The organism is Oleiphilus sp. HI0043 (assembly GCF_001634935.1).
Genome location: NZ_LWEY01001877.1, coordinates 1 through 12,848 on the forward strand (window position 1 = coordinate 1; position 12,848 = coordinate 12,848).

Sequence of the window (12,848 nt, forward strand, 5' to 3'; positions counted from 1 at the left end):
GTCTTCTATAAAATCTTGTGGGATTAATCCTGCCATCTGCTACGACACACTACTCAATGAAGATGCATAATATAGCATAAGCCATGAAACAAAGACTAAATGACTACCTTGTAGTAGACCCGCTCTGTTCAAGAGATAATTGGAATTGAAGTCTAGCTAGCTAAGCGCTGCTTAACGATCTGGCTTACCTTACCGACGTCAGCTCGACCTTGAAGCTGAGGCTTAAGCACCGCCATCACCTTGCCCATATCCCGAACTGATTCTGCTCCAGAGCTCGCCACTGCCTCGGCGACCAAAGCATCAATTTCCTCGGCAGTCAGTGCCGCGGGTAGAAACGTCTCAATCACAGCGATTTCGCCAGCTTCTACATCCGCAAGATCTTGGCGGCTTGCTGCTTCGTACTGACTAATTGAATCTCGACGCTGTTTAAGCATTTTATCTAGCACAGCAAGCACACGAGCATCATCTAACTCTATACGCTCATCAACTTCGATACGCTTAAACTCAGCCAGAATTAAACGGATAGTCGCTAGACGCTCTTTTGCGCGAGCTTTCATTGCCTCTTTCATTGCAGAGGTAATACTTGCCTTTAAAGTACTTGCACCGGCTTCGCTCACACTAAACTCCATCTAATTACATTGCTGTAGAACCCTACCTGCATAACGACCGTACCAAGACACTCGCATATCGCGATCAACCTGATAGAGCAAGGGTAAAGTTTTATCTGCTTAAAACGCAAAAAACAACAATAGGCTAGAATATCATTATCCTAGACCTTGTCGTTTTATCGCTCACATTCTCTTTATCTAAAATATAGACAAAGAGTGGTGACAAATCTTAGTACAGTCTTTCGAAACGTTTTGTTTCGCGCTGAACCTTCTTCGCGTGACGCTTAACAGCTGCAGCTGCTTTACGCTTACGTACAGAAGTAGGCTTCTCGTAGAATTCACGACGACGAACTTCAGACAAAACACCTGCTTTTTCACAAGTACGCTTAAAACGACGAAGAGCGATATCAAATGGCTCGTTTTCTTTCAATTTTACAGAAGGCATTAAAATTACCTGTTCCAATAAAGTTATATTGATAAATTCTTACTGAGCTATGGCTGCAGTGCACATTTCAGCAAGCTTGGCTTACTGGCACAGCGATCAAAATATAGACACAGTTCCACTTAGGGGCGCGAAGTTTAATTGGAAAAATCCGGCAAGTAAAGTGATATCATATAAAATTCATTATATTCACCACCCAGGGAGAAAACTTTGTCTAATTTAGAGACTTTCGTCCAACGTTTAAACCAAGATGCAAGCAGCATTCAGTTTGAAGATACAATGGCAATTATTGACGAGCTATATGAATTTACACCCACAGCCTTTCAAAATGGCGAGCAAGCCAATGAGGCAGGGCAGAACTCGGGCTCCTGCAAACTCTTTGCTTTTGCCCAGCTTCAAAACCTGGATGAGCAACAAACTCTAACTTGTTTTGGTCAATACTATCGCGAAGATGTGCTCAAGAACCCTGAGGGCAATGACCACCAAAACATTCGCAACTTTATTACTCAAGGCTGGAAAGGCATTTCATTTTCGGGTGAGGCATTAAAGGCCAAGTAGAAGCATCTGTAAGCAGAGGCTTCCACGCCTAGCACGGGGCATCGACCTGCGAGGGATGGAACCCTCTGCCTACGATAATCGTTATTTGCCCGCTACCTGTGAATCCACAAACTTGTAGGCAGAGCCTTCCACGGCTCGCAAGCGGGCTAGCACGAGATTGATCCTGCAAAAGACGGAGCTCTCTGCCTACACTAAAACCAAGCTTTGAGAAAAAACTACATCTGGCTCTCGGCCGTTTCGATCTCTTCACTCAGTTCAAACCATTCCATCTCGGATTCTTCTAAACCGACTTTATGTGTTGCCTGCTCATCCATCAATTCTTTCAACTTGGCTTTATTTTCAGCTTGATAAATCTCTGGGGCAGCGAGTTTCTCTTCGAGCTCAGCTAAAGCTTCTTGGTGCTTCTCCATCGCCTTTTCTGCGGTTTTGAGCTTTTTCTTCAGTGGGCTCAATTTCTGACGAAGCTCCGCAGCGATACGCTTGCGTTCCTTTTTATCTTCCGCTGATTCATTTTGCTTGTCTGCACTGTCTGTCTCTACAGTTTCAGTTTTACTCGACTCTTTATGGAAGTCTTGCAACCAAACTTCGTAATCGTGCAGGTCGCCTTTAAACTCTTCGACTTTCCCGTTTGCCACCAGCCAGAAGGTGTCGACGGTATTCTTTAGTAAATGACGATCATGCGAAACTACCAATATTGCTCCCTGGAAAGCCTGCAAAGCCATCGTCAGCGCATGACGCATTTCCAAATCCAAGTGGTTAGTCGGTTCATCAAGCATTAGAAGGTTTGGTTTCTGCCAAGCAATAATCGCCAAAGCCAAGCGAGCTTTTTCTCCACCCGAGAAACGCTCGATGGTCTCCAATGCAGCGTCGCCTCTAAAATCAAAACCACCTAAAAAGTTACGAATTTCTTGATCCGTCGCTTTTGGGTTAATTCTCTGCAAGTGCAAGAAAGGGCTCGCGCTCAGATCCAAGGCTTCCAACTGGTGCTGGGCAAAATAGCCAATTCGAAGGTGCTCTCCTTCTGCACGCTGACCACTAAGCTGAGCTAAATCACCTACCAGGCTTTTGATTAAAGTCGACTTACCGGCACCGTTTGGCCCTAGAAGGCCTACTCGTGTACCCGGTAAGATGCTGGTAGTAAAATCTTCGAGCACTGCTTTCTGCTCATAGCCCAAGTCTGCTTTTTGAATGCTTAGTAATGGGCTAGATATTTTGTCGCTCTCAGGAAAGCTAAAGTTAAACGGTGAATCAATATGAGCCGGGGCAATAAGCTCCATTCTAGCAAGTTCTTTAACACGACTCTGAGCCTGTTTTGCCTTGGTCGCTTTCGCTTTAAAGCGATTTACAAAAGACTGAATTTCGCTAATACGCTGCTGCTGCTTTTCATACTGAGATTGCTGCTGAGCAAGCTTTTGAGCACGCTGCGTCTCGAACTCACTATAAGTTCCTGTATATTGATTCAGCTGCTTGTGTTCGAAGTGAAGAATATGTGTCGACACGGCATCAATGAAGTCACGGTCATGAGAAATGAATAACACCGTACCTTCGTAACGTTTCAGCCATTGCTCCAGCCAGAGCATCGCATCTAGATCCAAGTGGTTCGTCGGCTCATCCAGCAACAATAGGTCAGAAGGGCACATCAGTGCTTGCGCCAAATTCAAACGAATTCGCCAACCACCAGAGAAGTCATTAACCGGGCGCTGCATGTCTTTCTGATCAAATCCCAAACCATGCAGTAACTTTTCCACGATAACTGGTGCTTCATAGGCACCTATGTGCTCCAGCTCTCCATGGAGTTCAGCAATTTTATGGTCATCGTGTGCGGCTTCAGCTTGTTTTAATTCAGCCTCCAGACTACGGAGCTGCTGATGGCCATCGAGCACATAATCTTTAGCCGTTCGCTCTCCTGCTGTGACTTCCTGAGCCATATGAGAAACACGGCAGTTACCGGGCAAAGAATAGGCACCCGAATCCGGGCTAAGTTCGCCTAAGATAAGTTTAAACAAGCTTGTTTTTCCTGCCCCGTTGGCGCCAATAATCGCCACACGTTGACCGGCATGCACAAGGGCATTCGCCTCGGCTAATAAAGGCTCCGGGCCTCTTCGTAGGGTCAATGCATCGATCTTTAACATTCAGGAAACCTGCCTTTACTGATAAGATATGTCTGGATGGCGCAGACGGTAGCGGATATCCTACGCAACATCAATCCTAAGATGCCGATAAATTCCTATGGATTTATTTCGATTTACACTTATCAAATATGCTCTAACCAAATGACTCATAGCCGCCCCTCTATCACCGCAATATCGGCAGCAGAAATGAACGCCCTCTCTCTAGAGAATGAATTTTGGCTATGTTCACTTAAGCTGTGGAAGAATAAAACACTGCAAGACACCTTATTAGACCTACAAGATGCCCAAGGCTTTCGCGTCAACCTATCACTCTTTGCAATGTGGGCTGGGCTTATGAAAAAGAATATTACACCGCTGCTACCCAACATCAACGAAGAGCTAGACTCTTGGCACGAACAAGTCGTTGCACCACTTAGGCAGGTAAGAAAAAGTCTACCCAAAGGTGCGCTAAGAAAGGACGTTCAGCAAAACGAGCTGCAAGCCGAACAAGTCGAACATGCTTTACTGTTTAAGCTATCTCAGACGATTCCATTTGAGCAGAACGGAGACACGATCGATATTCTGATTGGTAATTTATTAGCTAGCAGGCTGCCGAAATCACATCTATTATTATGTATTCGAACTTGTTTACCAAATTGCTCCGACTCTGAAATCCAGTCACAAATTTGTAAACACAATATTAGCTATTAACAACACAAAACATGATCTTAATAGCACAAAGACACAGGAACTTGTCACCATGAAAATGATTTCTCGTTTTATTACCATCAGCATTCTTGCCGCCGCAATCATCTTGCCTTTTTTCTTTAAGATGGACAATGGTAAGCCTACACTCGCCATGCCGACGTCTGCCGACCTGATTCCTGATAAAATACTACCCGACAGCCTTACCGGCAATGAAAGCTCGAGCTCGACAACCAGCTCAAGCAGCAGTAACAAAGTGTCCTTCTACAAATGGCAAGACGCAACAGGCATGTGGCACTATGGTGATAGACCCCCAGCAGGGGCTCAGAACGTATCAACCATGAATGTAAACACCAATGTTAATATTATCCAAAGTGTGAAAATCGAGTCGGACGAAGAGTCTACCTCAGCCTATGCACCACAACCCAAAATGTCAGAAACCCTGGCAGATGGCCAACTAACAGCTGATGATGCATTCAATGCAATGAGTGACGCAAAAGCCGTCCGTGATATGATGGAATCTCGTAACGAAACACTGAAAGCGATTACCGGCGAAAACTAAAAGCCATTCATTTCGCTCATACCAGTACACTTCAGCAAATAGCCCTGAGAAGACCTTAAGTCATTAAGGCCCTCTCTAAGCCCCTTACCAGAGCACAAAAAGACCGTGACAAAAAGCAGTAAACAGCAATATCGAATTAAAGAGATGTTTTACAGCCTGCAAGGCGAAGGCGCTCGTGCAGGGCGTGCAGCTGTATTTTGTCGTTTTAGTAAGTGCAATTTATGGAATGGGAGAGAAGATAGCCGGGCAGACGCTGTGTGCAATTTCTGCGACACAGATATTCTTGGCACAGATGGGCAAAATGGTGGCGAGTTTGCTAATGCCCAAGCATTGGCAACAAAAATTCAATCACTCTGGGACAGCAATCAAGTACTCGCCAGCTCTTCTTCAAGCCGTAAGAGTATAGCCAAACCCTACGTTATCTTCACTGGCGGAGAACCACTACTTCAGCTTGACCCAAAACTGATAGAGTTGATGCATCAGCTAGGTTTTGAGATCGCTATTGAGAGCAACGGCACGCTCCCTCTTCCTGAGGGTATTGACTGGGTATGCCTTAGCCCAAAAGGCAAATCAAGCATTGTTTTTGATCGCTGTGATGAACTAAAGCTGGTTTATCCTCAGAGCGACGCACTACCTGAAACCTATCAAGACTTCCCCGCTGATCACTATTTTTTATCGCCCATGGCCAGCCCCGCTGTGCGCTTTGGTGAAGACCCAGACAAAATAAACAATACCCGTTTAGCGCTCGACTATTGTCTGAGCCACCCTCAATGGCGCTTAACATTACAAATGCATAAGCTACTTGGAATAGACTAAGACTACCTAGCCCATTTACCCCCTTCCATCTTTCAGTCTCTTAAGCTACTTTAGACTTTTTATAATTCAAAGTGGAATATCGCAATGCGTCTCTCATTATTATTTCTTATATGCTTAGTGCTTACAGCATGCTCAACCCGTGACTTACAAGGAACCTTGGGCGGCTCTACCGCTCAGCGCTTAGTCACACATAGCATCGATGATCTGGTCAGAAGTATTGAAGATGAAAAGCTAGATGCACTCGAAGGTAAAAACGTTTATATCAACTCTTACTTTTTAAGTGATTCACCCCTTAAAGCTTATGCCGACAAACGTTTGGCGATTGAGTTAGAAAGCCGTTTCGGTATCAATGTTGTGGCCACACAAGAAGAGTCTGAACAGGTGATGACAGCCTTCTACACCTCTCTTGGCACAGACTTGGACAACTTTGGTATTGCCATACCCTTTGGCTATGTTCCAGGGGTCGCTGAAAACACTCAGCTAAACATCATCACTTTAGAGAAATTCCACGGTATCGCAGAAATGTATTACTACATCGGCGAAACCGGCAGCGAAAATCGTAGCCAAGTCTTACAGGCCAAGGTGAAGACCGATGCCCTAGGCCTGCCATTTATCACGATTCCGCTTTCTAATATCGACCGTCACGAAAGCTTATTTTAGCCTTCGCTCTATTCGCTATTATTAGTGTTTGCTTACTGCTTCTGCTCCATCAGCCAAGCGACTTGTTTCTCAAGCTCTTCAATTCGAGCGAAGAGCTCATCTGAAGACGCTGAAGAGTCGCTTACTGGTGTTGAAGGCTCTTGTATTTGCGTCATATCAGGCTCCCCACTGAGCAGGTGCATATAACGATCTTCCCGCTGTCCGGCAGACGACGGTAAGCGACACATCAATGGTGTTGTTCTGTTTAGCAGCTTATCGACTAAAGCAATTAGTTCTTCTGGCCCTGAAAACTCATACATTCTGCGGGTTCGGGTGAGAAGCTCATTCACCGTCTGCGGGCCTCGCAGCAAGAGCATGCAAAAGATAGCGTGCTCTGCGTCATTCATATGATATTCACGCGTCAGACGCTGGTCATATTTATCCGCTCTTGAACCGTACTCAAATTTTACCAAGGCCCGCTTCTGTAAGTCATAAAGGCTCTGTTGAACATCACCTTCAGAAAGATCCATCACCGGTTCACGGCTAGTTTTCTGATTGCAGGCTGTCACCAGGCTATTGAGCGTTAAAGGATAGACATCGGGTGTGGTTAGCTGTTTCTCCATCAAGGCCCCCAAAATACGAGCTTCGACTAATGACAAGATGGAAGAAGAATCATGTTCACTCATTTATGATTTATGCCTTTTGTTATATTTTAGTGAATTTGTCGATTTTAACGTGTGTCTTTATCAATTACACGACTTATTGAAACAGCAATTATTGGACATCGGATCTATCCTCTGCATACTTATATAGCATAGTTTTTAGCACCAAGGCACTCTAGGACAATTACTTAAAAGGATATATCTATGAGCAAGCCGCTCATTATGATAGTTGATGATGAACCTATCAATTTACGTCTACTTTCTGAAGCACTCAAATCCGAGTTCGATCTTATTGCCGCCACTAATGGCACTCAGGCATTACAACAGCTCGAGCAGCAGCATGAGTCTATCGAACTGATCTTGCTCGATGTCAATATGCCTGGTATGTCGGGCATGGAGGTGCTTGACCGCATCAAAGAACATGATGAGTGGTCCGACATTCGCGTAATCTTCGTTACCGCAATGAACCAAGTTTGTGACGAAGCCGCGGGCTTGGCCCATGGTGCCGTCGACTATATTACCAAGCCCATTTCAGCCCCCATTGTCTTGGCTCGAATTCGTACCCAGCTTACCTTGCGGGCTGCCAAGAAATCCCTTGCCGAGCAAAATCAGCTACTTGAACAACGCGTTCAAGAGCGTACTGAAGAAATTAGATATACCCAGGAAGTCGTTATCAACGCACTCACCACGCTCGCCGAAACCCGTGACCAGGAAACCGGATTACATATCGTTCGTACCCAACATTACGTTAAACAACTTGCAGAACTGGTGCGCGACTTACCCGAATATAAAGATGAGTTAGATGACGAAGCTATCGATGCAATGTTCCGAACAGCACCATTGCATGATGTTGGAAAGGTAGGGATCCCCGATCGAATACTACTTAAGCCCGGAAAGCTGGATGCAGAAGAATGGGAGATCATGCGCAGTCACGCTTCTTTAGGCGGCGATGCCCTGCAAAAAGCTCGTCAATTATCAAATAGGACACAAGAGGGCGATTGCTTCCTGAAATATGCACAGGAAATCGCTTAATGTCATCATGAAAAGTGGGATGGCTCTGGCTACCCTAAAGGGCTAAGCAAAGAAGCTATCCCATTATCTGCACGCTTAATGGCGATTGCCGATGTGTATGATGCCTTGATCTCCAAGCGTTGTTACAAAAGCGCCATGACACATGAACAAGCTTTAGAGATTATGCGCGAGGGCAGAGCTCAGCATTTTGACCCGGTAATGCTTGATGCCTTTCTGGATAACTGCCACTTATTCCTGGCAATCGCTGACAAGTACAAAGACGAGTAAGTGCTCGCAATATTTTCCGGACAAATAATGCGATCTGTTGTAGCGCAGTATCTGCCTCTCTAACACGTGGAGCAAATATCTTAAAGACGTGAAACAACCCCTCAAACACATCGTAAGTGAAATCACATTCGCTTTCATTTACGCGCTGGGCGGACGTATCGCCTGCCCAGTATCGTCAGCGCCAAGCTTAACCGTACTATAACCTTTACTTGGCAAAGCCCGGCTTTTCAACTGCGCCCAGGTACTCTACCTTTAACTCCTTTACTAAATCAGCCATCGATTTAATTGTGTGAATGCCCGATACGCCTTCACCAGCACTCCAAAAGTCCTTCCATGCATTACTACCTGCCAAATCAAGATCGACACTTTCCTTGGCCTGGTAACTTGCCAAGTCAACGCCAGCACGCTCAATTGACGGCTTAAGGAAGTTACACTTCACGCCAGTAAAGGTATCTGTGAAGATCAAATCTTTAATCCCTGATTCAACCAACATCTTTTTGTAGTCAGGGTCTACCTCGGCTTCTTCGGTGGCTATAAAGCGTGTTCCCATATAAGCAAAGTCTGCTCCCAGCACTTCAGCTGCACGTATACCGTAGCCATCATTCACAGCACCGGCCAAAGCCAAAGGGCCGTCCCAAAATTCTCGAATTTCTCTCACCAAAGCAAAGGGGTTAATGGTACCCGCATGGCCTCCTGCTCCTGCCGAGACAACAATAATTCCATCCACACCCGCAGCAATTGCTTTCTTCGCATGCTCTGCACGAATCACATCATGAAAGACAACACCGCCCCACTCATGCACTTCCTTCACTATCTCTGCAGGGTTGCCCTGACTGGTAATGACAAAAGGAACCTTATGCTTCTTGACCACTTCTCGGTCACTCGGTAAACGCGTATTTGAGGGATGTACAACCAGATTAACACCGAAAGGGGCAACAGGCTTGCCGGGGTTAGCTTCAGCAAACTGCGCCAAGTCCTCGCTAATTTCGCCAAGCCAAGTATCTAATAAGTCCTGAGTTCGGGTATTGAAGCTGGGAAACGTGCCTACGACTCCGTTTTTACATGCATTGATCACCAGTTTAGGGCTAGAGACCAAAAACATCGGCGCGCAGATAACAGGCAAGCTTAGTTTGTTTTCGAATAAGGCGGGTATTTGCATTTTTTCTATCTCAATGTAAAAGCTATTTTTGGCAGAACCGCTTCTACCGTCGGCTCGGCAATGTGCCCATACGCTTGGCAATAATTCCGAGCATCATCTCATCACTACCACCGGCTATCGATAGTATCCGCGTATCACGATAGGCTCTGGCAGCAGGATTATCCCACATAAAACCCATGCCTCCCCAGTATTGAAGGCAGCTATCACTTACTTCACGCCATAACCTGCCCATTTTTAATTTAGCCATGGATGCCAGGTAGGTCGCGTCTTCACCTTCAATATGTTGCTGACAAGCTCTCCAAGTCAGCGCTCTGAGCGCCTCAACTTCGGTTTGCAACTCTGCCAAGCGAAAGTGCACCACCTGATTGTTTAATATCGGCTGGCCAAAGGTCTCCCTATCTCGGCACCAATCCCGGGTATCACTGATAATTCGCTCCATTCCCTTTAGTGAACTCGCAGCGGCATACATTCGCTCTTCTTGAAACTGCATCATCTGCATAGCGAAACCTTTGTTCTGTTCGCCTATTCGATAGCGCTTAGGTACGCGAACATTATCAAAGAATATCTGCCCCGTATCACTGGCGCGCATACCGAGTTTATCCAAAGGCTTTGAGGTCTCGATACCCGGTGAATCCAAAGGCACAATGATCATTGATTTATTTGCATGAACGCTGCCTTCAGAAGTGTTGGCAAGTAAACAAATCCAATCACCTTGCGTCGCATTCGTGATCCACATCTTACTGCCATTGATAAGGTAGTCATCACCGTCACTTTTAGCGGTCGTTTTTAAACCTGCAACATCTGAACCTGCCCCAGCTTCACTAACCCCGATACAAGCAACCATATCTCCAGCGATGGCTGGCGCCAAAAAATCACGTTTTAACTCATCACTACCAAAACGAGCCAAAGCAGGCGTGGCCATGTCTGTTTGCACACCAATCGCCATGGGCAAGGAACCACCATAGGCTCGGCCAATTTCCTCAGCAAACACCAGGTTATAACTATAATCTAAACCTGCACCACCATTCGCTTCGGGTTTATGTATACCCAACAAGCCCAGGTCACCCATTTTCTTGAATAGTGAATGTAAAGGCGCTTTGCCTGCCTGCTCCCACTCATCAACAAAAGGGTCCATTTCCTGATCAACAAAGGCTCGCACTGTTTTGCGTAAGGCTTCATGTTCAGACGTGAATTTCATGCTCATCTCCAATATAAGATCTAACTAACGCAATCTTAAGAATCGAAGACAAAAAGAAACAGCGTGACTCAGGTCATATAAATGGCCAAACGGGCCATAAAGGTAAATAATACCCCAATATATTCCGGAGATTATGATGCTAAAACATGTCACGCTTTATGCCTGCGAGAATGCAATGGGCTTAAGTTTAGGTCTTAGTCATGATGTATTTGCCTTTGCCTCCATGCTACAAAAAAAGCTTTTGGGCGAGGCTATATCTATCTCGCTAGTTACCTTAGATGGCAAAGCTATTTCATCATTCAGCGGCTTAAGCATTACACCTGATCAGGCACTAGGCGATATCAAACATACAGACCTGGTCATTCTTCATGGAATCTGGGGTGACATGGAAGCGCTGCTAATCGATCAGCGCCCCTTATACCCAAAGCTTAGGGAGTGGCACGAGCAAGGTATCCCGATTATGGCTGCGACAACCGGTTCCTACTTTCTGGCAGAGGCCGGGCTCTTGGATGAGCGAATCTGTACCACGCATTGGCATAAGCAAGAAGAATTCGCACAGAAGTACCCCAAAATCGATCTTCGCCCCGATCGTTTTATTACCGCTACCGGGGAACTGTATTGCTCTGCAGGAATGAATGCAGCCATGGAGATCATGATCTATCTGCTTTCACGCTTATCCTGCACTGAGGTTGGCGAAGCCGTAGAAAGTACTTTTTTGGTCGATTTCAGACGAGCCTACTCCGGCGAATTTGCCTCCATTGGTAAACAAACCTACCATCAAGACGACGCTATTCTCTCTATCCAGCAGTGGCTTGAAATCCACTTCATTGAGCCCCTTTCTATCGAGCAACTTGCCACAAAAGCAAATATGAGTGTACGCACCTTTAAACGTCGCTTTAAAGAAGCAACGGGCGAATCACCTCTTAGCTATATTCAACACTTAAAAATTGAGCAGGGAAAAGAGCACCTCAAACATAGTGATCAAAGTGTCGCAGAAATATCATGGAAGGTTGGTTATCAAGACCCTGGCCACTTCAATCGTTTATTTCAGCGAAAATATGGCCTAAGCCCCGCCGCTTGGCGTAAGAAGCTACGATAAATTTTGCTCACTACAATCAGCTAGACAAGTCCCTTGATTCAGCAGTGCCTTAGGACAGGGCTCTCTCTTCGAAACAAGCCTTTCAGTGCACACTAATAAGGCCCTCACTGATAGATCACACGCATAGGTTTTAGCTAATCTATTGAATAATAATAACAATTTCCAATGGCATAGCGCTTGCAAAAGCCCTTTATGAAATTTATTCCTCAGCTCAAACCTGACGCTGACCAACACAGTAAATAAAGGTGATTGTGATGAAGAAAGAAGAAGTGATCGAAGCAATTGTATTAGCTAAAAAATCTAAAGAACTTACCTGGGAAGGTATGGCAGAAGAAGTCGGCATGGGCTCAGTATGGCTCACCTCAGCTTGTCTGGGCATGAATAGTATGCCCGAGGACGTTGCAGATAAGGTTTGTGCCTTACTTGATTTACCGGACGAAGCAAAGCCTGCATTGATGGAATACCCGACTAAAACCTGGGATCAATCCATTCCTCAAGACCCTTTAATTTATCGGCTATATGAAATTGTCGGTGTCTACGGCGATACGCTAAAAGAAGTAATACAAGAAAAGTTTGGCGACGGCATCATGAGCGCAATTGACTTCAGTATGGATGTTGAAAAAGAAGAGAACCCGAAAGGTGATCGCGTCGTCTTAACCATGAATGGTAAGTTCTTACCCTACAAAGCCTGGTAGCTTAATCGAGTACGAGGCCAGAGCTTCGTACTCACTTTTATTTATTGTTTTTACTTAATAATTTCTCGAACCCTATTTAAACAATTTTTAGTTCTCTATGAATGACAGTAGGCTGGACCGTCTTAGCCTAAGAGGACCTTTAACCCGATCAATATCAAAATCGTCCCACCTAACACTTCAGCTCGACTTTCGAGCCAAGTGCCTGTTTTCTCGCCAAGGTAGACTCCGGCAAAGCTAAATAGTGCAGTGGTTATAGCTATGAAAGCACAGGCTAGAAATCCGTTAACGTTCAGCA

General features: G+C 45.5%; 15 protein-coding genes and 1 pseudogene. 9 read left to right on the forward strand and 7 right to left on the reverse strand.

Features of this window, described 5'->3' with window-relative positions; translation table 11 throughout:
* Window positions 1–152: 152 nt before the first annotated feature.
* Together A3729_RS28755 and rpsU are read right to left on the reverse strand one after the other, a co-directional pair.
* Window positions 153–617, reverse strand: coding sequence for a GatB/YqeY domain-containing protein (locus A3729_RS28755; protein ID WP_255374951.1), 465 nt, complete (start codon window positions 615–617; stop codon window positions 153–155).
* Window positions 618–837: 220 nt separating this feature from the next.
* Complete coding sequence (rpsU, locus tag A3729_RS28760) at window positions 838–1,053, reverse strand: 30S ribosomal protein S21 (protein WP_068507050.1); 216 nt, start codon at window positions 1,051–1,053, stop codon at window positions 838–840.
* Window positions 1,054–1,260: 207 nt separating this feature from the next.
* Here rpsU and A3729_RS28765 point away from each other — a divergent pair, with 207 nt between their 5' ends.
* Window positions 1,261–1,608 (forward strand): HopJ type III effector protein, encoded by a 348-nt coding sequence (locus A3729_RS28765; protein WP_068507046.1) that lies wholly within the window; start codon window positions 1,261–1,263, stop codon window positions 1,606–1,608.
* 215 nt (window positions 1,609–1,823) lie between these two features.
* On the opposite strand, the gene A3729_RS28770 is transcribed toward A3729_RS28765, so the two are convergent.
* On the reverse strand, window positions 1,824–3,740 hold the full coding sequence (locus A3729_RS28770; protein ID WP_068507044.1) for an ATP-binding cassette domain-containing protein: 1,917 nt from the start codon (window positions 3,738–3,740) through the stop codon (window positions 1,824–1,826).
* 36 nt (window positions 3,741–3,776) lie between these two features.
* On the opposite strand from A3729_RS28770, the gene A3729_RS28775 reads away from it, so the two are divergent.
* The 4 genes from A3729_RS28775 (at window position 3,777) to A3729_RS28790 (ending at window position 6,462) form a co-directional block, all read left to right on the forward strand.
* The gene (locus tag A3729_RS28775; RefSeq protein WP_068507042.1) at window positions 3,777–4,430 is read left to right on the forward strand and encodes a DUF2390 domain-containing protein; all 654 of its coding nucleotides are present in this window, start codon (window positions 3,777–3,779) and stop codon (window positions 4,428–4,430) included.
* Window positions 4,431–4,479: 49 nt separating this feature from the next.
* Window positions 4,480–4,986, forward strand: coding sequence for a DUF4124 domain-containing protein (locus A3729_RS28780; protein ID WP_068507034.1), 507 nt, complete (start codon window positions 4,480–4,482; stop codon window positions 4,984–4,986).
* A gap of 144 nt (window positions 4,987–5,130) precedes the next feature.
* A complete protein-coding gene (gene queE / locus A3729_RS28785) occupies window positions 5,131–5,802 on the forward strand; it encodes a 7-carboxy-7-deazaguanine synthase (protein WP_068554540.1) in 672 nt (223 codons plus the stop codon).
* A gap of 84 nt (window positions 5,803–5,886) precedes the next feature.
* The gene (locus tag A3729_RS28790) at window positions 5,887–6,462 is read left to right on the forward strand and encodes a hypothetical protein (protein WP_068554538.1); all 576 of its coding nucleotides are present in this window, start codon (window positions 5,887–5,889) and stop codon (window positions 6,460–6,462) included.
* Between the two features lie 32 nt (window positions 6,463–6,494).
* Here A3729_RS28790 and A3729_RS28795 read toward each other — a convergent pair whose 3' ends face one another.
* Entirely contained in the window at window positions 6,495–7,127 is a 633-nt protein-coding gene (locus A3729_RS28795; RefSeq protein WP_068507027.1) for a YceH family protein, read from the reverse strand.
* 180 nt (window positions 7,128–7,307) lie between these two features.
* On the opposite strand from A3729_RS28795, the gene A3729_RS28800 reads away from it, so the two are divergent.
* Together A3729_RS28800 and A3729_RS33645 are read left to right on the forward strand one after the other, a co-directional pair.
* Entirely contained in the window at window positions 7,308–8,135 is an 828-nt protein-coding gene (locus tag A3729_RS28800) for a two-component system response regulator (RefSeq protein ID WP_197476242.1), read from the forward strand.
* Window positions 8,136–8,150: 15 nt separating this feature from the next.
* Window positions 8,151–8,402, forward strand: a pseudogene (locus A3729_RS33645) (HD-GYP domain-containing protein); the annotation flags it as partial.
* A gap of 205 nt (window positions 8,403–8,607) precedes the next feature.
* Here A3729_RS33645 and A3729_RS28805 read toward each other — a convergent pair.
* Both A3729_RS28805 and A3729_RS28810 read right to left on the reverse strand, forming a co-directional pair.
* Complete coding sequence (locus tag A3729_RS28805) at window positions 8,608–9,561, reverse strand: nitronate monooxygenase family protein (RefSeq protein ID WP_068554536.1); 954 nt, start codon at window positions 9,559–9,561, stop codon at window positions 8,608–8,610.
* A 43-nt stretch (window positions 9,562–9,604) separates the two neighbouring features.
* Complete coding sequence (locus tag A3729_RS28810) at window positions 9,605–10,759, reverse strand: acyl-CoA dehydrogenase family protein (protein WP_068554534.1); 1,155 nt, start codon at window positions 10,757–10,759, stop codon at window positions 9,605–9,607.
* Window positions 10,760–10,892: 133 nt separating this feature from the next.
* On the opposite strand from A3729_RS28810, the gene A3729_RS28815 reads away from it, so the two are divergent.
* Together A3729_RS28815 and cynS are read left to right on the forward strand one after the other, a co-directional pair.
* The gene (locus tag A3729_RS28815; protein WP_197469683.1) at window positions 10,893–11,858 is read left to right on the forward strand and encodes a GlxA family transcriptional regulator; all 966 of its coding nucleotides are present in this window, start codon (window positions 10,893–10,895) and stop codon (window positions 11,856–11,858) included.
* A gap of 254 nt (window positions 11,859–12,112) precedes the next feature.
* Complete coding sequence (gene cynS / locus A3729_RS28820) at window positions 12,113–12,553, forward strand: cyanase (protein ID WP_068554530.1); 441 nt, start codon at window positions 12,113–12,115, stop codon at window positions 12,551–12,553.
* A 122-nt stretch (window positions 12,554–12,675) separates the two neighbouring features.
* On the opposite strand, the gene A3729_RS34755 is transcribed toward cynS, so the two are convergent.
* Window positions 12,676–12,846: a manganese efflux pump gene (locus A3729_RS34755; protein ID WP_369820167.1), complete on the reverse strand. Its 171-nt coding sequence runs from the start codon at window positions 12,844–12,846 to the stop codon at window positions 12,676–12,678.
* Between the last annotated feature and the right edge of the window lie 2 nt (window positions 12,847–12,848).